The organism is Nonomuraea rhodomycinica, from assembly GCF_013363995.1.
GTDB classification, from domain to species: Bacteria; Actinomycetota; Actinomycetes; order Streptosporangiales; family Streptosporangiaceae; genus Nonomuraea; species Nonomuraea rhodomycinica.
The window spans coordinates 648,589-669,040 of record NZ_JABWGO010000002.1; the positions used below are offsets into that span (position 1 = coordinate 648,589).

The window sequence follows — 20,452 nt, forward strand, 5'->3', positions numbered from 1 at the left end:
CCGGCCAGTGGGTGGCGCTTGATTTGAAGTAGGTCTAAGTAGCTCGGAGTGTGGCACCCTGATTAGAGGGATGTCAAATTAGGTATGGATCGAATCAGAGGGTGCATCCATCTCGCCGACGCGACGTCTGCCTAGGTGAGTACGTCGTTTCGCAACGGAGGATCAGCCATGTCTGCCACAGAGAACGCCCCCGAGGCCGCCGCGGCCTGCTGCTCGGCCACCGCCCTCACAACCTGCTGCGCACCGGAGGAGAAGGGCGACTGCTGCGGCGCCCAGAGCTCCGCGGAGGCCGCGCCCGACACCTGCGCCTGCCGGTGACACCAACGCCCCGGGCCGGCCAGCGCCGGCCCGGGCCGCATGACAGGAGTCGTTCATGGGCACCACATCGTCGGCCGGCGACACCGCGGCAGCCGTCGCCCAGATGCGCGCCCGGTTGGTCGCCTTCGTCGCCCGGCGAATCGACCGGCACGACGACGCCGAGGACGTCGTGCAGGAGGTCCTGCTGCGCATCAGCCGCAGCGCGGGGACGCTGCGTGACAGCGAACGCCTCGACGCGTGGGCCTACCGGATCGCCCGGAACGCGATCATCGACCATCAGCGGGCGACCGTGCGCAGCGGTCGGGCGCTCACTCGGGCCGCGTTCGACCGCAGCCTGGGCGCGGGCGATTCGGAACCCGGAGAGCTGGCGGCACTGGCCGGATGTCTGGCGCCGATGCTGGCACGACTGTCCGAGCGCGATCGCCGGGCGATCGAGTTGGTCGACTACGGCGGGCTCACCCAGGCTGAAGCCGCCCACCGGCTCGACGTGTCGCTGCCCGGGATGAAGTCGCGAATCCAGCGGGCTCGGGCGCGGCTGCGTTCGCTTCTGCTGGAGTGCTGCGAGGTCTCCATGAACGCCGGCGGAACGGTGTCCGCCGTCCGCCCGGCGGGCCCATGCCCGTGCGGCGGCTGACCGGCCGGAGGCCTGGCCTGGGATCAGCCGCAGGCATCCGAGGAGCAGTCGGTGGGCGGGCAGCATGCCTGCAAGGAGACCTGCAGGTCGCTCAACGCCTTTCCGATGCGAGCCGGGTCGGCCCGGTAGTGGACGGTCTTCCATTCCCGCCGTGAGGTCAGCAGCCCGCCGTCGCGCAAGGTCGCCAGATGGGTGGAGGTGGCCGACTGGGCGAGGCTCATGCGCTCGGCGACCTCGTTGACCGTCAGCTCGATCCCACCGGCGAACAGCATCAGGATCTGCTGGCGGGTGTCGCTGGCCAGCGCCTTGAGCAACCCGCGCGCCGCCTCGGTCAGCTCGACCCCGTCCGTACTCATGGTCATAGCATCACCTCGGTCGCATCATATTGTCACTTCTGGAATTGAGGATATGATCTCGCCGTGACGACCACAGACGTGTTCGATGTCGCTGTCATCGGCGGCGGCCAGTCCGGCCTGGCCGCCGCCCGCGCCGCGCTGAATGCCGGGCTCAGCCCCGTCATCCTGGAAGCGGGCGAGCAGGCCACTGGCTCATGGCCGCGCTACTACGACAGCCTCACCTTGTTCTCCCCGGCCCGCTACAGCTCGCTGCCCGGCATGGCCTTCCCGGGCGACCCCGACCGCCATCCACACCGCGACGAGGTCGTGGCGTACCTGACACGCTATGCCCGCGACCTCGCCCGCCTGGGCGTGCAGATCCGCACCGGCGCCCGCGTGACCGCCGTACAGGCCGACCACGCGGGTTTCGCGATACGGCTCGCCGACGACACCGCGTTGCACGCGCCCGGCGTGATCGCCGCCACCGGCTCGTTCGCCAACCCCCACATGCCCCACTTGGAAGGTCGGGAGAGCTTCGCCGGGAAGATCCTGCACGCTGCCGACTACAAGAACCCGGAGCCGTACGCAGGCAAGCGGATCGTCGTGGTCGGCGCCGGCAACTCCGCCGTCCAGATCGCCTGCGAACTCGCCGGGACAGCCACGGTGACGCTGGCCACCCGCGAACCGGTCCGCTTCCTCGAACAGCGTCCTCTGGGCAAGGACGTGCACTTCTGGTTCAAGGTCACCGGCTTCGACCGCCTGCCCGCCCGCCTGGTCACCACCCCGCCCACCGGACCCGTCCTGGACGAAGGCAGCTATCGCCAGGCGCTGCGTGAGGGGCGCGTCGACCGGCGCCCGATGTTCACGCGCTTTGACGGCGAGGACGTCGTGTGGGCCGACGGCGATCGCGAGCACGTCGATGTCGTGCTGCTGGCGACCGGCTACAGGCCTCACCTGAACTACCTGAACGGGGTCGAGGTGCTGAACGAGCACGGTTACCCGCACCATGACCGCGGCCTTTCCGCCACGCACCCCGGACTCGGTTTCCTCGGCCTGGAGTGGCAGCGCAATCCGGCCTCCAACAGCCTGCGCGGAGTGGGCCGGGACGCCCGTTACCTGATCGGCAAGCTCACGAGCCGCCTGCTCTCGCGCCGCGTCCGAGCGGGCGTGTAGCAGCGCCCGGCGGAAGTTTTCATGCCTGTGGATGAAGTTCCTGGCGCCCCTGTCTCTCGGTCACTCTTCGGGTCGATGGACGTGCGCGTGAGCCTCTGACGTCGGCTGGGGAGCGGAGTCTCCCGACACTCACGCGCCAGCGGCGACCAGGGCTTGCCTCGCTGGCCGTTCTGCTGATCCTGGGTGGAGCGCTGGGGGCGACGTTGCTCGTCATGCGTGCCGACGACCGTGTCTCGGTGATCAGGGTCACGAAGCGGGTGGGAGCGGGACGGACCTTCCCGCTGGAGGCGATGGAGGAGGCCAGGGTGACGGTGTTACCCGGCAGTCTGCTCACCAGCGTCATGAGCGCCGGCGATGGGGACGGGCTCGCTCGGGGGAAGGGCCGGGTCGGCCTGGCGCTCAAGCCAGGGCAGGCGCCCAATGAGCTGCAGGCCGGACATCGGGTCCAGGTCATCCACGTTCCACGGGCAGGGGCCGAGCAGCAGGACGCTGATCTCTTCGCCATCGTTGATCTCCCCGGAGAGCGCTGACTGCGGAGAAAACCGCTGGCAGGGCTCGTGTGCTGCGTAAGGTTACCGACCGGCAGCACCTCACCGTCTGCGATCTCCACGCGCGTGACGAGCTTCGATTCAAGGCCGACTTCGCCACGGACAACCCCGTCGACCCTCGGATCTACAAGCTTGTCGCGCCCAAGGGCGGGTGTTCGGAGGACCGTAGGCATATGAGGTACTCCGACTCCGCTGTCAGGACCGCGACGACGTCCCCCCCGATGCCCCGGATCGCTACCCCTCGGACCTGACCGATGCGCAGCGGAAGCTTTCCGCAAGCTCCTCGCCACGCTGGTGACCAGGGCGAAGGCGTGGGTGGTGCTGGTGGGCCGGCGGGAGGCGCTGGAGCTGGCCGTCCACCGGATCGGCCACCGGCGCAACACCGGCCCGGCCCGCCGCCTGGTCCTCGCCCTGGAGAGCCGACCCGGCGGCCGTCCTCGTCCGGGCAAGGACGGCCGCGGGTCTCAGCTCAGGTGACTCCCTTCCCGTCGCCGGATTCCGCCACGTCCTCGGCCATCCGGGCCAGCACGTTCCTGGCGATCAGCGCCACGGTCTTCATGTCGCCCAGCGCCTCGATCCGGCCGTCGGCCGACCCGCCGCGTCTCTCGTAGGCGGACGACAACTCGCCGCCGTAGAGCTCTTTCCGCGCCCTCAGGACCGCCTGGTCGGCGAGCACCCTGAGCGCCGCCCGGTACTGGCCGGGCGGCAACGTCAGCAGGTTGAGGTGGAGGCCCGCCGCGCCGGGACCGTCGTGCCGGGGCACGACGGTGAGCTCTCCGAGCCCCGGCACCTCTTCGCGGAGGACCGCCAGCAGCAGGCCGAACATGGGCTCCGAGCCGGAGTACATCAGCCAGCTGTATTCGGGGGAGAGGGAGATGCTGTAGAGCTTCACTCCGCGCTCCTCTGGTCCAGCTCCCGCAGCACCTCGACGGCCATCATGGCCAGGATCTCCAGATGATGGACCTCGCCGGCGACGTGCGCCTCGGACCGCGGGCCGCGCTCCCGCGCCCACGCGCCGTAGGCCGCCGGGACCTCCTCGGCCAGGACCCGCAGCACCTCGTGGCGGCCTGGCTCCGGCAGTTCGTACACGCGGAAGTTGTGCAACTCCTCGAAACCGGCCCGGTCGGCGTACGACCAGACGGACTCGTCGTGGACCCGTTCCTTGAGGTGGTCCACCACCCACGAGGACAGGCCCGTGGACGCGGGCCAGACGTACTCCGCCGACACACTGATGTCCCTGCTCATGCGCACCACCCCTCAGTGGACACCGACGAAGGAGACCTTGCTGGACCAGCCCATCTCCTGGTAGTAGGCCCTGAGCGTAGCGAGCTCGGAGGCCCCCAGTTTCGACACGTCGAAGATCGTCACGTCGGCCTTGGCGACATGCTTGGCGATGGTCGCCTTCAGGTTTCCTCCGTTGCCCGCCCAGTGCTCGGCGAAAATCGCCGGGGTGAGGTTGCGCCCCATGGCGTCATACCGCAATCCGTCGGAGCCGACCCAGTCAGGACTGGGCGGTGTCGGCTGGCCGGGCTCGGGCGCGGGCGGCTTGTAACGGCTGAGCCTGACACTCGACTGCGCCTCGAACAGCATGGCGGACGCCGCCTCGTCGGCCCGGAAGCCGCGCACGGAGTCGAAGCCCAGGTCCGCGATGTGCGCCAGCTTGGCGAACTGCTCGCTTTTCGTGCCGGTGGCCGTCATTCCGGTGAAGCCTTCCAAGGTGGCCACCGCCGTCGTCAGTGCCTTCGGCGCGACCTCGCCGCCGGCGACCGATGCCCTCAGCGCTTCGAGCGCGGCGTCGAACCCTATTCGGGAACGTATCGCCGTCTGGAGGGCGATGATCTTCCGGGCGACCTCGGCGATCTTCTCCGGCGGGATGAAGAACGTCGCCGCCATCGCGCAGTTGCCGACCTTGGCCTTGGCGCACTCGGTGAAGTCGTGCGTGATGATCTTCACCAGGTTCCGCAGCGCGCCGGCCATCAGCTCCTGCTGGGTGAAGTGCCGGGTCGTCTCGTAGTCGCGGGTGAACGGCTCGTCCCCCAGCGGGAAGTACGAGCCCGTGCAGGAGCCGTCCGAGGAGACCTGGCAGCCCGACAGCAGCATGTAGTAGACCGTGCCTTCGAGATGCACGTGCAGCCTGATGTCGCAGCCACCGGTGCCCACGCAGTCGCTGAGTGGCTCGATGTAGCCCTTGTCGTTGAACTCGAACCACGTCAGGACGTTCGCGTTGGCCGCCACCTGGTCGGCCAGGTCGCCGGCTTCCTTGGCCTCCTCGGTGCGGGTGGCGGCGTCCTGGGCGTCCTTGGCCGCCTGCCGGGCGTTGGCGGCGGCGGTCTCGGCAGCGGTCGCGTCCGCCTCGGCCTGGGTGGCCACGTCGCGGGCCGTGGCCGCGTCGTTCTCGGCCGCGCCGGCTGCCGCGCGGGCCGAGGCGGCGTCCCGCTCGGCCTCGTCGGCCGAATCACGGGCCTCGCCGGCGTACTCGTCGGCGGCGTCGGCGGCCGACGCGGCCGCCGCCGCGTCCGCGGTGGCCTGGCGGTCGTACTCGACGGTGTTGGATTCGGCCTCCACCGCCGCCTTGGCCGCCGTCTTCGCCTCGGCCGCCGAAGCCTGGGCCTGGGCGAGCGAGGCCGCCGCCCTGGCCGCGGAGCCCGCCGCCTGGGAGGCCGCGGTGGCGGCCGCCTTGGCGTCGGCCGAGGCCTGTTCCGCCAGCGTCGCGGCCTCCGTCGCGGCCTTCTGCGCCTGGGTGGCCTTGGCCTGGGCGACGGCGGCCTGCTGCTGGGCGAGCGTCTTGGACGCCTGCGCGGTCAGCACGGCCAGGCCTGCCGAGGCGTCGGTCTCCTTGTACGGGGAGCCCAGCTCGATGGCGTCGTTGGCCGGCTTGATCACCTGGGCGGCCGAGTCCCGGGCGGCGAGCGCCGCCTGGGCGGTGGCGTAGGCGAACCCGGCGGTCTTGACCGCGCTGACGTGCGCGGCGTCGGCCTCCTTGCGCGCGACGACGGCGTCGGCCCTGGCCTTGACCGCGTTGGCCTTGGCGGTGTCGGCGTAGGCCTTGGCGTCGCGGACGTTGATGGAGGCGTCCCACGAGGCCTTGATGGCGTCGGCCGCCGCCGCGTGGGCCTTCATGACCGCCGCGCTGGTGATCGCCACGTCGCGCTGGGCCGCGTCGGAGGCGGAGCGGGCACGGGCCGCCGACGCCTCGGCGCGCGTGGCCGCCTCGCGCGCGGCGACCGCGGACGCGGTGGCCTGGTCGGCGGCGGCGCGGGCATTGGTCGCGGCGGTCGTCGCGGCGGTCGCGGCCGACCGCGCCTGGGTCGCGGCGGCGCGGGAAGCGGCGGCGTCGTCCGTTCCCTCGTCCGCCGCGGCCTGTGCCTCGGCCGCCGCCGCCTGCGCGGCCAGGATGTCGCGCCGGCGTTCCGCGGCGAGCGCGTCGCTGCGCGCGGTGGTGGCCCTGCGTTCCGCCTCGACCGCGTCGTCCATCTTGCTCGCGGCGGTGGCACCGGCGGCCCGCGCGTCGCCGAGCCTTGAGGCTGCGACCTGCCGCTGGCTCTGGGCCGTGCTCTCCGCCGCGGCGGCGTTGGCCTGCTCCCTGGCGGCGATCTCCTTCTGTGCCCTGGCGTTGTCGCGCTCGGCCTCGGCGATCTGCCGCTTGGCGCGGGCGTCGGCCGCGGCCGCCTTCGCCGTCTGCTCGGCGGCCTCGGCCCTGGCCTGCGCGCTCTTGGCCTTGGCCGCGTTCTCCGCCGCCAAGGCCGCCTGCGCCGCCGCGCCCTCGGCGGCGGCCTTGGCCTGCGCGGCCGCCTCCTCGGCGGCCATCCGCCGGAACTCCGCCCGCGACGCGTGCGCCTGCGTCTCGGCCAGCGCCATCAGCGTCTTGCTGTCCGCGGCGGAGGCCCTGGTGGCGTTGGCCGCCGTCTCGGTCGCCTTCGCAACGGCCAGCGCGGCCGCGGCCGAGGCCCGGGTGACCTGCACCGCCTGCTGGCCGTACAGCAGACCCCGGCCTCGGGGCAGTCCGGCGGCGTCGGCGATCGCGTGCGCGGCCTGCTGGGCCGTGACGGCGGCGGCGGCGTGCCGCTGCGCCGACTGCGCGGCCCGCCCGGCCGTGTACACCCGGCCGAGCGCCATCGCCTGCGTGTTGACGATGTCGGTCTTGACCTTGGCGAACTGCGCCGCGCTCGGGTACGACAGGTCGTCCGGCGACTGCTTGAGCCAGTACGCCTGCCACTCGGTCAACCGGCTCGCGATGATCGACTGGCCCAGTGCCTCGCCCAGAGCCTGGGAGGCGACCTGGAGGTCGGCGGCGGCCTCGGCCTCCTCCTTGAGGATGGTGTCCCGCTGGGCGCGCTGGCCGTCGACCTCCTGCTGCCACTCCTGCGAGGCGGCGGCGAACTCGGCGCCGAGCACGTGGTGCGGGTCCGGCGGGTTGGCGGTGGTGCAGGAGGCGTAGCGGGCCTTGAGGTTCTCGACGTCGACCCGGAACTCCATGCTGTCCGGATCGGGCGCGCTGTCCGCGAACCCGCCGCGCTCCAGGAACGCCCGCGCGTCGTCGGCGTACATGGGGTGCATGAAGGTCATGTCCTCCCATGCGTCCCACGCCTCGTCGTCGTCGCCGTCCTCGGGATAGCGCTCGGCGGCGATCCTCTTGGCCGCGTCCACGGACTCCTTGGCCGCCTGCGGCGTCTGGTCGGCGTAGAAGTCGTCCTCCGACTGCCAGGACTGGTCGAAGAGCCAGGAGGACAGGCCCACCTTGTGGAAGGGGTTGTCCGCTTCCTTGATCGTCTGGAACGCGGCGTCCGTGTACCCCTTCGGGGGCGGGAGGAGCAGCGACTGCTCCCAGACGTCGGGCCGGTCGTTGAGCTCGTCCAGCTTGGCCTCGATCCGCTCGTCGTCCTGGTCGAAGGCGGTGTGCAGCGGGGTGGGCGGGTCGGACCAGTGCTCGTCGTCGGCGTTGCGCAGCAGGACGTCGTCGCTGCCGCCCAGCCCGGCGCGGGCGACGGCCTTCATGGCCTGGCCGCCCTTGCGTTGCACGGTGGTGAGCAGGCACTGGGCCGCGCGCACCGACGCGGCGTGCGCGAGGTCGTACTCGGCGGCCTGGGCGGCCGCCGGACCCACACCGGCCAGAGGGACGAGCTGCACGCCGGCGATCATGACGGCGCTGGAGGTGAAGGCCGCGGCGGTGGCGCGCAGCCGTCCTGAGAGAGGGCGCCGGGCACGGCGCGAGGAAGAGGCGTTGGTGAGCATGGTCAGCTTTCAGCCGTGGGCGCGGGGAGAGGGGAGCGATCAGAAGAAGGCGTTGAAGGCGTTCCAGCCGGCGTTGCCGATCTTCTCCCTGGTGGCGAACGGCGCCGAGGCGACGCCGGTGCCCTTGAACAGCCATAGCGCGCCGGCCGAGTCGCGGGCGATCAGGTCGGCTTTGCCGTCGCCGTTGTTGTCGCCGGTGGAGACCAGGGCGGTGTAGGTGTCCCAGCCGGTTCCCGCGCTGACGCGGTCGCCCAGGACCTGGCCGGCGGTGACGCCGCCCGTGCCCGGGTAGATGTAGAGGGTGCCGGCAGTGGTCCTGGCCAGCAGGTCGTTCTTGCCGTCGCCGGTGTAGTCGCCGTAGCCGGCCAGGGCGTTCATGCCGTTCCAACCGGCGGTCCCGGCCTGTACGCGGCTCGCGAGGCCGCCGTCGGACCGGCCCGGGTACAGCCACAGGGCGCCGGCGGTGTCGCGCGCGACGATGTCGGGCGAGGGGCTGCTGCCCATGTTGCCCGGGGTCATGATCAGGTTGTAGGCGTCCATGTTCGAGGCGACCGGCATGGTGGAGGTGCCGCGCTCGGCGGTGTAGTAGAGCTCGCCGCCCAGGCGGAGGAACAGGTCGTTGCCGGTGCCGTTCTCCGAGGTGGTGGCGCGCAGGATCGCGGTCGCCGCGGAGAAGCCGCCGCCGAGGTCAACGGGGTTCTGCCACCCGCCGCTGCCCTTGGGTTCGTAGGCGAGCAGGTGGCCGTCGCTCGCCCTGCGTACGAACAGGGGCAGCATCGGCGCGCCCGCCGTGGCGGACGCGGCGGGCGCGGTGAGCAGCGAGCCCAGGACGGTGAGCAGAGCCAGCGCCGCCGGCGTTCTGGTACGGACGGGCGCCCAGCGTAAGGATCTGAACAGTCGAGACACGTTGACAAAGATACACAATTTTAGAGCACGCGCTCTGTTATTTTGCTCGGCCGGGCCCGGGCGGGACGGCGACGTGGCGGGGAGTTCGGCCAGGTGGCGGGCCTGGCGGCCGGTTCCGTGCCGAGCGAGTCGCTACCCCTGCCTGCTCAAAGCCGGCGACATCAAAGGGCTCCGCGAAGCGGAGACGCCATGGACGACACAGCAGAACCAGCAGTGTTCGTTGCTGCAGCTCATTGTGCTGTTCCGATCCATGCGTGACCGGGAGGACCGGGCGCCCTCGAACGCTTCCGAACATTTTCGGAAACCACCGGCCGGCCTCGAATGCGCGGGGACGGTTCTGGACGAAACAATCCGGCAAAGCCGACTAAATCGCCGCTTCGCCCTCTTTGCTGTTTGAGTCTTGTGGAGCTAGGCAGGCGCCTGCCGGGTCTTACGTGTCGGCCGGCCTGTAGACCAGCTCGAGGGTCCCGGACGGGAAGGCCGTGCTCTTCACCAAGCGCAGCTTCACGGCCTGATCCAGCTCCGGGAACAGCGGCGCGCCCCTGCCGGTGACGGCGGGCAGCACCCACAGCCGGTACTCGTCGACCACACCGAGCCGGATCAGGGAGTGCATGAACCTGGTGCCGCCGGCGGCGACGAGGTCCTTGCCGGGCTCGGCCTTGAGCTTGGCGATCTCCTCCGCCGTGTCACCGCCAGCGATCCGGGTCTCGGGCCATTCGTCGGCCGATGTCAGGGTGCGGGAGAAGACGACCTTGGGGATGTCGTTCATGGCCTTGGCGGAGGGGTGGTCGGAGGTGGGCCAGTATCCGGCCATGATCTCGTAGGTGTTGCGGCCCATGAGGAAGGCCCCCGCCTCCCACAGCCGGCTGACGAAGTACTCCTCCTGCTTCGGGTCGTCGATGTTCATCATGACGTCCCGGATCCCGTTGTCCGCGTCAGCGCTCTTGCCGTCCAGCGAGACGTAGAAACCCAGAATCAACTTGCGCATGTGGTGCCTCCATGTGGTGCTTCTCGCGCTGGGACGGTCCCAAGCGGTGCATGCCTTCCGGATGGTTGGACCGCCGGCCGTCGGTGAACTCATCGCTTGTCGGCCACATCCGGGTGCCGCTCGCGAGCAGCTGATCGTCACCCGGGCCCTCCGGTCCGCGAGTGCTGTCACTCAGTCCGCGACGAGCAGGCCGCGGACTCTCAGGTCGTCGACGAGGTCGGACGGTAGTGCCGGGCAGCGCGACACGCGCACCTCCTTGAGCGACGGGAGGCCGGTGATCGTGCCCAGGTCGCTCAGCCCGGAGCAGGAGTCGAGGTCGAGCCTGCCCAGGGAAGGCAGGCGCTCGACGTCGCCGAATGTGCGTAGTTCGTCGGTGTAGGCCACGTGGAGCTCCTCCAGGTGGAGCAGCCCCGAGAACGGGGTGAGGTCGGCGAGCTGTTCCAGGCCCTGCAACGTCAGCGTACGCAGGGCGGGCATGCCTGTGAGCGCCGAGAAGTCGCGCAGGTCCTCCGCGTAGGCCAGGTGCAGCGTCTCGAGCGACGGGTGCCCTTCGAGCCCGTCGAGCGAGGTGAGCCGCTGGTCCCCGTCGATGGTCAACTGCTCCAGCGCGGGCAGCCGCGACAGCGGGCGCAGGTCGGGGAGCGCCGAGGGCGGCAGGCCGAGAGCCGTGAGCCGGGGGTGGTGTCCGAGGCCGTCGAGGCTCTTCACCTTCGTGCTGCCGCCGAGCCAGAGCCTCTCCAGCCCTGTCATGACGCCGATGCCGTCGAGGCCGGTCAGGCGGGTGCTGTGCAGGCTCAGCTCGGTGACCGAGCCGAGGTCACGCAGTCCCTCCAGGGTGGTGATCCTGGTGCGGCTCAGGTCCAGTTCTCTCAGGCGGCTCAACCCCGACAGGCCGCGTACGTCGTCGATGAAGCGGCAGCCGCTCAGGTCGAGCTCTTCGAGGTCGGGGAACGCGTCACCGACCCCCGCGACGCTCGCGATCGCGGTGCCCCGCAGGTCGAGCCGGCGCAGGCGGCGCAGGCCGAGCAGCGGGGAGAGGTCGGCCACCTGGCGGCAGTTGCGGAGCAGGAGGCTGCTCAGCCCGGTGAGCCCGGACAGCGGCTGGAGGTCGCTGACGGTCGCGCAGCCGTCCAGCTCCAGCGCGCGCAGCCCGGTCAGCGCGGCCAGCTCGGACAGGTCCGTCAGTGTCGTGCAGTGGTCGAGGGTCAGGCTCTCCAGCATCGTCAGGTGGCGCAGCCCCGTGAGCGAGCCCCGCCTGCGCAGCACCAGCTCGGTACGTCCCTCGGCCTCGAAGGCCGGGGCGAGCACGTGCTCGGCGAAGCCGTCGGGATCGAGCGCCTCGGACCAGAGCTTGAGCAGTTTGTCCGTGGACGGCTTGGCCACTTCGGCGTAGTCGGCGGCCAGGGCCAGCGCGTCACCGTCCCGGCTGCCCAGCGCGAGCCGCCGGACCGCCTTCCACGCGTTCTCCGAAGACACGGTCGCCAGCTTGGCGCGCAGGTCGGTCAGATCAGTGGGTTGGATCATGCCACGAGACCCTAGAGAGCGGAGGCGACGATTTCCGGGGAAGTGACCGTACTTCTCCGTCGAACGCGAGGCGGCACTCGCGCGGGGCGAGGCCGGTCGGCCGGCCGCCCGCTGCGGCGAGCAGGTGTGCGTCGTGCGGTATCGTAATTGCGAAGATGCGTAATTGCTCACTGTGGTAGGCGCCCTGGCGGCGCTGGTCACGGGCTGGTGGAGGTGTGTGGCATGGGCACGGCCTTGGCTGCTGCGGTCCGGGAACGGGCCCGTCTGGCGTGGCAGGAGGTGCAGGCGGCGCGTCGCGGGGACGACGCGCACGCGCGCCTGGTGGCCGAGGCCGAGTGGGAGGACGTTCAGCGGCTGGCCCGCGCGCACGCGGTGGCCGTCGAGCTGCCCTCCATCGAGGGCAGCGCCCAGGCGGGCGCTGCGCAGGGCTCCCAGGCTGAGCGCGCGGGGGAGGCGGCCGGATGAACTCGGTGCCGCTGTACGAGGCCAAGGCCGAGCTGTTCCGGCTGCTGGGCCATCCGGTGCGGATCCGGGTGCTGGAGCTGCTGCAGGACGGGCCGATGCCGGTGCGGGACCTGCTGGCCGCCATCGAGGTGGAGCCGACCGGGCTGTCGCAGCATCTGGCCGTGCTGCGCCGGTCGGGCATGGTCACCGCGCAGCGCGACGGCGCCACCGTGGTGTACGCGCTGTCCGGGCGGAAGGTGGCCGGGCTGTTGCGCGCCGCCCGCGAGCTGCTGGCCGAGAAGCTGACCGGCCAGCACGAGCTGCTCGGCGAGCTGCTGGCCGATCAGGGTGAACGGTCAGGGGACCACGCCTCGTGACCGCCGCCAGGGGAGCGGGCTGGGACCGCCTGCGCGCGTTGCTGCCCGGCCGCGCCGAGCTGGCCTCGATGGCCCGGCGCCCGCGCCGAGACCTGCTGGCCGGGCTGACGGTGGCCATCGTGGCGCTGCCGCTGGCGCTCGGGTTCGGCATCTCGTCCGGCCTGGGCGCCGCCGCCGGGCTGGCCACCGCCGTGGTGGCGGGGGCGATCGCGGCCGTCTTCGGCGGATCCGGGCTGCAGGTGTCCGGCCCGACCGGGGCGATGACCGTGGTGCTGGTGCCGATCATGCACGAGCACGGCGCCTCCGGCGTGCTGACCGTCGGCGTACTGGCCGGGCTGATGCTCCTCGCACTGGCGCTGGCCCGGGCGGGCCGCTACATGACACTGGTCCCGGCCCCGGTGGTGGAGGGCTTCACCCTCGGCATCGCCTGCGTGATCGGCCTGCAGCAGATCCCGGCCGCACTCGGCGTGCCCGCCCCCGGCGGCGAGAAGGTCGTCGTGGTGGCCTGGAAGGCCGTGCTCGGCTTCGCCGCCCACCCCGGCGGCTGGGCGGCGCCGGCGATGGCCGCCGCGGTGGCCGCGCTGATGCTGGCCGGGGCCCGCTGGCGGCCCACCGTGCCGTTCTCCCTGATCGCGGTGGCCGCCGCCACCCTCGCCGCCGAGCTGGCCGGGCTGCCGGTGGCCCGGATCGGGCAGCTCCCCGCGGGGCTGCCCGCCCCCTCGCTGTCCTTCCTCGACCCCGCCGCGCTGGGCACGCTGATCGCCCCCGCCGTGGCGGTGGCCGCGCTGGCCGCCCTGGAGTCGCTGCTGTCGGCCGCGGTCGCCGACGGCATGAGCGTCAATCACCGGCACGACCCTGACCGCGAACTGTTCGGCCAGGGCCTGGCCAACCTGGTCGCGCCGTTGTTCGGCGGCGTCCCGGCGACCGGCGCGATCGCCCGTACCGCGGTCAACGTGCGCTCCGGCGCCCACTCGCGGCTGGCCGCCCTGGTTCATGCGGCCGTCCTGGGCCTCATCGTGTTCACCGCGGCCGGCCTGGTCGCCAAGATTCCGCTGGCCGCCCTCGCCGGGGTGCTGCTGGCCACCGCGATCCGGATGGTCGAGGTCGGCTCGGTGGCGGCCATGCTGCGCTCCACCCGGGGCGACGCCCTCGTGCTCGTGCTGACCGCGCTGGCCACCCTCGCCCTCGACCTGGTCCAGGCCGTCATCCTCGGCCTGCTGGTGGCCGGCGCCCTGGCGTTGCGTGCGATCGCCCGTGACGTGCGCCTGGAGGCCGTTCCGCTGCGCCCGGACCTGCCCGGCGATCACACCGACGCCGAACACGCCCTGCTGACCGAGCACATCGTCGCCTACCGGCTGGACGGGCCGCTGTTCTTCGCCGCCGCGCACCGCTTCCTGCTGCAGCTGTCGGAGGTGGCCGAGGTGTCGGTGGTCGTCCTGCGCATGTCCCGCGTCACCACCGTCGACGCCAGCGGCGCCCTGGTGCTGGCCGACGCGATCACCCGGCTGCAGCGGCGCGGCATCACCGTCTACATCTCCGGCATCAGGGACGGTCACCACCAGCCCCTGTACGCCGTGGGCGCCATCGCCCGCCTCGACGAGGCGGGGCACGTCTTCGCCACCACCCCGCAGGCCATCGCCGCCGCCCGCGACCACCTTCACCACACCGGGATCCTGCCCGCCGCTCCCGGCACGCCGATCCCCGCGGCCCCCAGCGCGTCGATCCCCGCGGCTCCCAGCGCGTCGCCCGCGGCCCCGCCCGGCGGGCCCTGACCACACCAGCAGACGGGCCGGCCCCGACCACACCGCCCGCGATCAGGCGCCCGCCAGATTCCGAGCCCCGAAGTCGCCGTCGTCGAGAAGGCGCCGGCTCAGCCGCCGTTCTCCTGCCGCACCTTCGCGTAGTGGCGGGCGGCTCGCGCCCGGTTGCCGCAACCGGATGAGCACCACTCGCGCCGTGGCGTGCCCGCGACGAAGTGCAGGATGCAACCGGGGCCGTGGCAGGCGCGCAGCTGGTGACGCAGCGGTCCGGCGAAGAGGTCGATGGCGTCCTCGGCCAGCGCGGCGAGCGCGGCGGCGACGGGGCGGCCCGCGGCGCACACCGTGGTGTGCGGCTGAGGGCTGGTGCGCAACTCGCGCCAGCGCGGGGTCTGGCCGGCGTGACGGTTGAGGATCGCCACCATGTCGGCGTCGAGTTCACGCCCGTTCACGGTCGCGGCGGCGCAGGCCCGGACGACCTCCCGGAGCTCCCTGGCAAGGTGCAGGTCGTGCTCGGTCACCCCCTCGATGTCGGCGTCGGACAGCGCGACCGCCAGGCGTGGGCGCATGTCGCGCAGCCACGCGGCCAGGTGTTCGACGCTCTGCAGGCCCTCCTTGCGGCGGCCCCTCACCGCGTACGCGGTGTTGCCGAGCTCGATGGACGGCGGTTCGCCGAGGAGCGGGGCTCCGCCACCCGCTAGCTGTGCCACGTTCACAGTTCTAACGCTACCTCCAGGTTGACACCGTTATATACCGTCGGGCATATTCTAATGGTCCACGTGGCGCCGAGCCATAAGAAACAGCGCTCGTGGCAGGCGGGCGGCCATGCCCGTCAACATCCCCTCCGCTCTGACATCTGGAGACTTCGCATGAGCACACCGGCCCTGCAGACCGGGCACATCGGCCTGAACGTGACCGACTTGGCACGTTCCACCGCCTTCTACCGCCGGATCTTCGACTTCGAGGTCCTGAGCGAGAAGACCGAGGGCGAGCGCCAGTTCGCCTTCCTCGGCCGCGACGGCAAGCTGCTGGTCACGTTGTGGCAGCAGAGCGGCGGCGCCTTCCCCGTCGACCGGCCCGGCCTGCACCACCTGTCGTTCCAGGTGCCCGACATCGAGGCGGTCCGCCAGGCCGAGGCCACCTTGCGCGAACTCGGCGTGCAGCCGCTCTACGACGGGATCGTCCCGCACGGCGAGGGGGCGTCCTCCGGCGGCGTGTTCTTCACCGACCCGGACGGCATCCGCCTGGAGATCTACGCGCCCAGCGGCGCCGACACCGCACCGGCGCCCACGCAGGGCGCACCGACCTGCGGCTTCTTCTAACCAACGCCCCTCGTGCCCGGGCCGCACCGCCCGGCCCGGGCCGGCGACGGAAAGGACCGTCCATGCTTCACCGAGGCGAACACGCCATACAGCGCCGCGCCGGCCTGACCGTCGACGGCTGGGGATCGGCCGGGGTGGGGGTGACCATCCCGCCCGTGGCCGCGGAGTTCCTCGGCCAGCAGCGCCTGGTGGTGCTGGCGGCCGCCGACGAGACCGGAGCGGCATGGGCGAGTGTGCTCACCGGCCCGCCGGGCTTCGCCACCGCCCCCGACGAGCGCACCGTCGTCGTGGACCGGCTGCCCGGCGCCGGCGATCCCCTCGCGGACCTCTTCGACGTCGAGCGGCAGGTCGGCATGCTCATGATCGAGCCGGCCGCGCGGAGACGGATGCGGGTCAACGGCCGCGCCCGTCGCCAGGGGAGTCAGCTCCTGGTACGCACGGATCAGGTGTACTCCAACTGCCCGAAGTACATCCAGACCCGCGCCCACACCGAGGACTCGCCCCCGGCCCGCGGGCCGGCGCAGGTCACCGGCGAGCTCACCGCCGAGCAGCAGGGGTGGATCGCCGCGGCCGACACGTTCTTCATCGGCACGTACGCGGAGGGGCTGGGAGCCGACGCCTCACACCGCGGCGGCAACCCCGGTTTCGTCACGGTCACCGGCAGCCGCCGGCTGACCTGGCCCGACTATGTCGGCAACTCGATGTACATGACGTTGGGCAACCTGGAGCTGGAGCCGCGCTGCGGACTGCTGTTCCTGGACTGGGACAACGGCCACACCCTCCACCTGACCGGCCGCGCCCGCGTCGACTGGGACCCGGACCGGGCGGCCACCGTACCCGGGGCGCAGCGGCTGATCGACTTCGAGGTCGACAAGGCGATCCAGGTCGTCGGCGCGGTCCCGCAACGGTGGTCCTTCGGCAGATACTCCCGCTTCAACCCCGCTTGACCGCCATCCAGCAGACCTGAGAGAGAACCATGCGCGTCCGTGTCGACATGAACCTGTGCCAGACCCACGCCCAGTGCGTGTTCGCCGCTCCCGAGGTGTTCGCCCTCAACGACGACGACGAGCTGGTGTACGACGCCACGCCCGCCGACGCGCTGCGGCCCGCCATCGAGGAGGCGGCCCGTGCCTGCCCCGTACAGGCCATCTTCCTGGACGGGGACTGATCGTGCCGGGCCGCATCGCGATCGCCGGCGCCGGCCTCGCCGGGCTGTCCGCCGCACAAGAACTCCGCCGCCTCGGCCATGACGGTGAGATCAGCATGGTCGGCGCCGAGTCGCACCGGCCCTACCGGCGGCCGCCCCTGTCCAAGGACTACCTCCTCGACCACGACGCCGACGTCGCCCTCCCCGGCACCGGCGAACTCGGCGTGACCTGGCTGCTCGGCCAGGCCGCCACCGGCCTCGACCTCGCCGGCCGCCGGCTGCTGCGCGGAGCGCTGCCGTCCGTCCCGTTCGACGCCCTGGTGATCGCCACCGGAGTACGTCCCCGTACCCTGCCGGGTGCCGACGGCCTTCGCGGCGTGGTCACGTTGCGCACCCTCGACGACGCCCGGACCCTGCGCGACGCGCTCGCCGGCCGTCCCCGCGTGGTCGTGGCCGGAGCGGGATTCCTCGGCTCCGAGGTCGCGGCCACCCTGCGCGCCCTGGACGTGCCGGTCACCCTGGTGGAGCCCGACCGCGTGCCGCTGCGCCGCCCGCTGGGCGAGCAGGTCGGCGCGATCATCGCCGACCTGCACCGCGCCCACGACGTCGACCTGCGGCTCGGCCGCCGTGTCAGCGCCGTCACCGGCGCCGGCCGGGTGGAACGGGTACATCTGGACGACGGCACGGTGCTGGCCGCCGACCTGCTCGTCGCGGCTCTCGGCGCCGAGCCGCAGGTCGAGTGGCTCCACGGCAGCGGCGTGCGCCTCGACGGCGGCGTCGTCGTCGACCGGCACGGGCTCGCCGCGCCGCGCGTGGCCGCCGCCGGAGACGTCGCCCGATGGCCGTCCGCCATGCTGGGAGGGGAGCTGATCCGAGTGGAGCACTACAGCAACGCCGTCGAACAGGGCGCCCACGCCGTACGGGCGCTGCTGGGCATCGCCGACCGCTACGACCCGGTGCCCTCGTTCTGGTGCGACCTGTACGGCCACCGGCTCAGATCCGTCGGGCTCACCGGTGCCGGATACGAGCTACGGCTGCTCGCTCACGAACCCGACGGCCGTTTCCTGGCCGAATACCACCACAACGGACGGGTGGTCGGTGCGGTGACCGCCGGCTTCCTGCGCCGGCTGACCACCTACCGCCACCTGTTGACCAAGGAGCACGCATGACCCGCCCACCTGTCCCGCCCTTCACCGCCGAGACGGCTCTGGCCAAGGTCCAGGCCGCTGAGGACGCGTGGAACACCCGCGACCCGCAGCGCGTGGCACTCGCCTACACGCCGGACTCCGTCTGGCGCAATCGCGACGAGTTCGTCACCGGCCGCGACGAGATCGTCGACTTCCTGACCCGCAAGTGGAGGAAGGAGCTCGACTACGCGCTGCGCAAGGAGCTCTGGACGTTCACCGACGACCGGATCGCCGTTCGGTTCCAGTACGAATGGCATGACGCCGACGGACAATGGTGGCGCAGCTACGGCAACGAGCTGTGGGAGTTCGACGCCGACGGGCTGATGCGACGGCGCGAGGCCAGCATCAACGACCTCCGGATCACTGCCGGACAACGACGCATCTTCGGCCCGCGCCCGGCCGGCGAACACGGCGCGTCCTTGCCGCTCGCCTAGCGCAGCGTTCCGCACCACGGCCGCGCAGGTTCTGCCGACGCCGCGCCTCTACCGACAGAGCGACCAGTCCGTCACACGAGTCCGTTGGAGTGGACGCGGAGGACCGGCGGCGAGCAGACGCGATTATCGTCATGATGTCAGGACAAATACTTGACTCCATCGCCGTCGCGAGGCAGTCTCGGGGCATCGCCGAGGCCGCCCGCCCAGGGCCGGCCCGGTGAGTGACGATCCAACGACGCGAACGGGCGGGGTGCCGCATGCGGATCGGGCTCGCGGGCGTGGGCAGGATAGGCGCCTTCCACGCCGGGACTCTGGCTGCTCTCGTCGACGTCCACGAGCTGGTCGTGACCGACGCCGACCTGCGGGCGGCGGAACGGGTCGCCGCCGAGCTGGGGTCCCGGCCGGCCGGGCGCGTCGCCGGCGCGCTTCGGATCCGGGTGGCGCCGGACGCCGATGCCCTGATCGCGTCGGGCGTCGACGGCTTCGTGATCGCCACCGCCACCCCGGGGCACGCGCCGCTGCTGCGTCAGGCCGTCGCCGCCGGGGTGCCGGTCTTCTGCGAGAAGCCCGTGGCGGCCACCCTGAAGGAGACCATCGAACTGGCGAACCTCGCCGAAAGCTCCGGGGTGCCGGTCCACGTCGGCTTCCAGCGCCGGTTCGACGCCGGGTACCGGCGCGCGCGGGCCGCGGTGGCCTCCGGCGAGCTCGGGTTCGTGCACACCGTCCGGGCCGCCACCCACGACCAGGCGCCCCCGCACGCCTCCTACGTCCCGACCTCCGGCGGCATCTTCCGCGACTGCAACGTGCACGACTTCGACATCCTGCGGTTCGTCACCGGGCGTGAGGTGGCCACCGTCTACGCCACGGGCGCCAACAAGGGCGCGGCCTTCTTCGCCGAGGCCGGCGACGTCGACACCGGCGGCGCCCTGCTGACCCTGGACGACGGCACGATCGCGCTGATCTCCTCGACCCGCTACCACGGCGGCGGCCACGACGTGCGCATGGAGGTCCATGGCGAGAAGGGCGCGATCGCCGTCGGCCTGGACCACTCGCTGGCGATGCGCTCGGCCGAGGAGGGCGTCGACTTCCCGCGCGGCCCGCGCAAGTCGTCGTTCATGGAGCGTTTCCTCCCGGCGTACCAGGCCGAGCTGGCGGCCTTCGCCGCCGTCGCCCGCGGCGAGCGGCCCTCCCCGTGCACGGTCCGCGACGCGCTGGAGGCGTTCCGCGTCGCCGAGGCGTGCGAGCTGTCGCGGGCGGAACGGCGGCCCGTGACCATGTCCGAGATCGAGGGGATCGGTGGCGGGGCGTGACGCGTTCACCTGCCGCCCGTGCCGCCGCCTCCCGCGGCCGGTGAGGTCGTGTCCCGGACGCGCCAGGAGTAGATCGAGGCGATGACGCTCGCGCCGACGATGCCTGTCAGATCGAGAGGGATGAGGATCGCCTCCGGAACGGTGAACGCCGCGACGGTCAGGACCGCGCCGACGGCGGTGAAGAGGCGGCCGCCGAACCGGTGGGTCAGCACCCAGCACCGCTCGTCGGTCAGCGTCCACCAGGTGCGGAAGCCGGCGATCCCGTTGGGCCGCAGGAAGGGCAGAGCCCTTCCGATGACCACGGTGAACACCCCGAGCGCGACGCCCACCACTCTCATCAGGGGGACGCCTCCGGTGACCGCGCCGAGCACCGAGGCCGCGTGGATGCCGGCCAGCAGGCCGAGCACGCCGATCGCGATGGTGTTGTAGCCGCGCGCGGAGGCGGCCAGTCGCCGGCGGTCGGGCACGACGAGGGGCAGCACGACCAGGACGGCCGCGAGCACCAGGATGACGACGGGCAGCGTGATCAGCGCCTCGCTCTTGCCGCCCAGCCGGTCGGGCTTGCCCGAGGCGCCCCAGTGCACGGGCAAGCGGGCGTCGTCGGGGATGCGGGTCCACGCCCACAGCGACAGGGCGGCCGTACCCGCGAGCAGGAGGGCGGCGCCGATCGCGGTGGGGCGGGTGTTCATCAGGGCGGGAGCGCTGTGGGGCGTGCGGTCTCCGCCGTGGGCGGACGGCATGCGGTCGTCCGTCATGGGCACCTCCAGGGTCCGGTCCGATGTCACGTTGCCGACCAGACTTCCCGGCGCTCCACGA

General features: G+C 72.1%; 23 protein-coding genes. 14 read left to right on the top strand and 9 right to left on the bottom strand.

Features of this window, described 5'->3' with window-relative positions; translation table 11 throughout:
* Nucleotides 1-168 precede the first annotated feature (168 nt).
* Entirely contained in the window at nt 169-318 is a 150-nt protein-coding gene (locus tag HT134_RS13995) for a hypothetical protein (RefSeq protein ID WP_175600767.1), read from the top strand.
* A 55-nt stretch (nt 319-373) separates the two neighbouring features.
* Nucleotides 374-952, top strand: a complete 579-nt coding sequence (locus HT134_RS14000) for a sigma-70 family RNA polymerase sigma factor (protein ID WP_175600768.1) — start codon at nt 374-376, stop codon at nt 950-952.
* A gap of 23 nt (nt 953-975) precedes the next feature.
* Here HT134_RS14000 and HT134_RS14005 read toward each other — a convergent pair whose 3' ends face one another.
* Nucleotides 976-1,314 carry an ArsR/SmtB family transcription factor gene (locus HT134_RS14005; protein WP_217707809.1) on the bottom strand — a complete coding sequence of 113 codons (339 nt, stop codon included), beginning with the start codon at nt 1,312-1,314 and terminating at the stop codon, nt 976-978.
* A 57-nt stretch (nt 1,315-1,371) separates the two neighbouring features.
* Between HT134_RS14005 and HT134_RS14010 the strand changes: the two genes are divergently transcribed.
* The 3 genes from HT134_RS14010 to HT134_RS14020 all read left to right on the top strand — a co-directional run bounded on the left by HT134_RS14010 (nt 1,372) and on the right by HT134_RS14020 (nt 3,485).
* Entirely contained in the window at nt 1,372-2,460 is a 1,089-nt protein-coding gene (locus HT134_RS14010; RefSeq protein ID WP_312888120.1) for a flavin-containing monooxygenase, read from the top strand.
* A 212-nt stretch (nt 2,461-2,672) separates the two neighbouring features.
* Nucleotides 2,673-2,990: a hypothetical protein gene (locus tag HT134_RS14015; RefSeq protein ID WP_175600769.1), complete on the top strand. Its 318-nt coding sequence runs from the start codon at nt 2,673-2,675 to the stop codon at nt 2,988-2,990.
* 312 nt (nt 2,991-3,302) lie between these two features.
* On the top strand, nt 3,303-3,485 hold the full coding sequence (locus HT134_RS14020; protein ID WP_246364386.1) for a hypothetical protein: 183 nt from the start codon (nt 3,303-3,305) through the stop codon (nt 3,483-3,485).
* On the opposite strand, the gene HT134_RS14025 is transcribed toward HT134_RS14020, so the two are convergent.
* The 6 genes from HT134_RS14025 to HT134_RS14050 all read right to left on the bottom strand — a co-directional run bounded on the left by HT134_RS14025 (nt 3,478) and on the right by HT134_RS14050 (nt 11,658).
* Nucleotides 3,478-3,900 carry a hypothetical protein gene (locus HT134_RS14025; RefSeq protein ID WP_175600770.1) on the bottom strand — a complete coding sequence of 141 codons (423 nt, stop codon included), beginning with the start codon at nt 3,898-3,900 and terminating at the stop codon, nt 3,478-3,480. The genes HT134_RS14020 and HT134_RS14025 overlap by 8 nt on opposite strands.
* Nucleotides 3,897-4,253 (bottom strand): hypothetical protein, encoded by a 357-nt coding sequence (locus HT134_RS14030; protein WP_175600771.1) that lies wholly within the window; start codon nt 4,251-4,253, stop codon nt 3,897-3,899. Before HT134_RS14030 ends, HT134_RS14025 begins: the two co-directional genes overlap by 4 nt.
* Before the next feature lie 12 nt (nt 4,254-4,265).
* Nucleotides 4,266-8,135 carry a hypothetical protein gene (locus HT134_RS14035; RefSeq protein ID WP_175600772.1) on the bottom strand — a complete coding sequence of 1,290 codons (3,870 nt, stop codon included), beginning with the start codon at nt 8,133-8,135 and terminating at the stop codon, nt 4,266-4,268.
* Nucleotides 8,136-8,279: 144 nt separating this feature from the next.
* Nucleotides 8,280-9,146: an FG-GAP-like repeat-containing protein gene (locus HT134_RS14040; protein ID WP_217707810.1), complete on the bottom strand. Its 867-nt coding sequence runs from the start codon at nt 9,144-9,146 to the stop codon at nt 8,280-8,282.
* A 430-nt stretch (nt 9,147-9,576) separates the two neighbouring features.
* A complete protein-coding gene (locus HT134_RS14045) occupies nt 9,577-10,134 on the bottom strand; it encodes a dihydrofolate reductase family protein (RefSeq protein WP_175600773.1) in 558 nt (185 codons plus the stop codon).
* Nucleotides 10,135-10,305: 171 nt separating this feature from the next.
* Nucleotides 10,306-11,658, bottom strand: a complete 1,353-nt coding sequence (locus tag HT134_RS14050) for a leucine-rich repeat domain-containing protein (RefSeq protein WP_175600774.1) — start codon at nt 11,656-11,658, stop codon at nt 10,306-10,308.
* 222 nt (nt 11,659-11,880) lie between these two features.
* Between HT134_RS14050 and HT134_RS14055 the strand changes: the two genes are divergently transcribed.
* From HT134_RS14055 to HT134_RS14065, 3 genes are all read left to right on the top strand, one after another.
* Nucleotides 11,881-12,123: a hypothetical protein gene (locus HT134_RS14055; protein WP_175600775.1), complete on the top strand. Its 243-nt coding sequence runs from the start codon at nt 11,881-11,883 to the stop codon at nt 12,121-12,123.
* Complete coding sequence (locus HT134_RS14060; RefSeq protein WP_175600776.1) at nt 12,120-12,479, top strand: ArsR/SmtB family transcription factor; 360 nt, start codon at nt 12,120-12,122, stop codon at nt 12,477-12,479. Before HT134_RS14055 ends, HT134_RS14060 begins: the two co-directional genes overlap by 4 nt.
* 68 nt (nt 12,480-12,547) lie before the next feature.
* Complete coding sequence (locus tag HT134_RS14065) at nt 12,548-14,251, top strand: SulP family inorganic anion transporter (protein ID WP_175601124.1); 1,704 nt, start codon at nt 12,548-12,550, stop codon at nt 14,249-14,251.
* 98 nt (nt 14,252-14,349) lie between these two features.
* On the opposite strand, the gene HT134_RS47615 is transcribed toward HT134_RS14065, so the two are convergent.
* Nucleotides 14,350-14,946: a CGNR zinc finger domain-containing protein gene (locus HT134_RS47615; RefSeq protein ID WP_175600777.1), complete on the bottom strand. Its 597-nt coding sequence runs from the start codon at nt 14,944-14,946 to the stop codon at nt 14,350-14,352.
* Nucleotides 14,947-15,105: 159 nt separating this feature from the next.
* Between HT134_RS47615 and HT134_RS14075 the strand changes: the two genes are divergently transcribed.
* From HT134_RS14075 to HT134_RS14100, 6 genes are all read left to right on the top strand, one after another.
* Nucleotides 15,106-15,558: a VOC family protein gene (locus HT134_RS14075; protein WP_175600778.1), complete on the top strand. Its 453-nt coding sequence runs from the start codon at nt 15,106-15,108 to the stop codon at nt 15,556-15,558.
* A 62-nt stretch (nt 15,559-15,620) separates the two neighbouring features.
* Complete coding sequence (locus HT134_RS14080) at nt 15,621-16,505, top strand: pyridoxamine 5'-phosphate oxidase family protein (RefSeq protein WP_175600779.1); 885 nt, start codon at nt 15,621-15,623, stop codon at nt 16,503-16,505.
* A gap of 29 nt (nt 16,506-16,534) precedes the next feature.
* Nucleotides 16,535-16,726: a ferredoxin gene (locus HT134_RS14085; RefSeq protein ID WP_175600780.1), complete on the top strand. Its 192-nt coding sequence runs from the start codon at nt 16,535-16,537 to the stop codon at nt 16,724-16,726.
* A gap of 2 nt (nt 16,727-16,728) precedes the next feature.
* On the top strand, nt 16,729-17,874 hold the full coding sequence (locus HT134_RS14090; RefSeq protein WP_217707811.1) for an NAD(P)/FAD-dependent oxidoreductase: 1,146 nt from the start codon (nt 16,729-16,731) through the stop codon (nt 17,872-17,874).
* On the top strand, nt 17,871-18,326 hold the full coding sequence (locus tag HT134_RS14095) for a nuclear transport factor 2 family protein (RefSeq protein ID WP_175600781.1): 456 nt from the start codon (nt 17,871-17,873) through the stop codon (nt 18,324-18,326). Before HT134_RS14090 ends, HT134_RS14095 begins: the two co-directional genes overlap by 4 nt.
* 257 nt (nt 18,327-18,583) lie before the next feature.
* Nucleotides 18,584-19,636, top strand: coding sequence for a Gfo/Idh/MocA family protein (locus HT134_RS14100; RefSeq protein WP_175600782.1), 1,053 nt, complete (start codon nt 18,584-18,586; stop codon nt 19,634-19,636).
* A gap of 5 nt (nt 19,637-19,641) precedes the next feature.
* On the opposite strand, the gene HT134_RS14105 is transcribed toward HT134_RS14100, so the two are convergent.
* Complete coding sequence (locus HT134_RS14105; RefSeq protein ID WP_175600783.1) at nt 19,642-20,421, bottom strand: SdpI family protein; 780 nt, start codon at nt 20,419-20,421, stop codon at nt 19,642-19,644.
* Nucleotides 20,422-20,452: the final 31 nt, after the last annotated feature.

Coding starts and splice junctions, on each gene's coding strand:
- HT134_RS13995 (WP_175600767.1), top strand. CDS start 169: ATGTCTGCCACAGAGAACGCCCCCGAGGCCGCCGCGGCCTGCTGCTCG.
- HT134_RS14000 (WP_175600768.1), top strand. CDS start 374: ATGGGCACCACATCGTCGGCCGGCGACACCGCGGCAGCCGTCGCCCAG.
- HT134_RS14005 (WP_217707809.1), bottom strand. CDS start 1,314: ATGACCATGAGTACGGACGGGGTCGAGCTGACCGAGGCGGCGCGCGGG.
- HT134_RS14015 (WP_175600769.1), top strand. CDS start 2,673: ATGCGTGCCGACGACCGTGTCTCGGTGATCAGGGTCACGAAGCGGGTG.
- HT134_RS14030 (WP_175600771.1), bottom strand. CDS start 4,253: ATGAGCAGGGACATCAGTGTGTCGGCGGAGTACGTCTGGCCCGCGTCC.
- HT134_RS14045 (WP_175600773.1), bottom strand. CDS start 10,134: ATGCGCAAGTTGATTCTGGGTTTCTACGTCTCGCTGGACGGCAAGAGC.
- HT134_RS14050 (WP_175600774.1), bottom strand. CDS start 11,658: ATGATCCAACCCACTGATCTGACCGACCTGCGCGCCAAGCTGGCGACC.
- HT134_RS14055 (WP_175600775.1), top strand. CDS start 11,881: ATGGGCACGGCCTTGGCTGCTGCGGTCCGGGAACGGGCCCGTCTGGCG.
- HT134_RS14060 (WP_175600776.1), top strand. CDS start 12,120: ATGAACTCGGTGCCGCTGTACGAGGCCAAGGCCGAGCTGTTCCGGCTG.
- HT134_RS14065 (WP_175601124.1), top strand. CDS start 12,548: ATGGCCCGGCGCCCGCGCCGAGACCTGCTGGCCGGGCTGACGGTGGCC.
- HT134_RS14075 (WP_175600778.1), top strand. CDS start 15,106: ATGAGCACACCGGCCCTGCAGACCGGGCACATCGGCCTGAACGTGACC.
- HT134_RS14080 (WP_175600779.1), top strand. CDS start 15,621: ATGCTTCACCGAGGCGAACACGCCATACAGCGCCGCGCCGGCCTGACC.
- HT134_RS14085 (WP_175600780.1), top strand. CDS start 16,535: ATGCGCGTCCGTGTCGACATGAACCTGTGCCAGACCCACGCCCAGTGC.
- HT134_RS14095 (WP_175600781.1), top strand. CDS start 17,871: ATGACCCGCCCACCTGTCCCGCCCTTCACCGCCGAGACGGCTCTGGCC.
- HT134_RS14100 (WP_175600782.1), top strand. CDS start 18,584: ATGCGGATCGGGCTCGCGGGCGTGGGCAGGATAGGCGCCTTCCACGCC.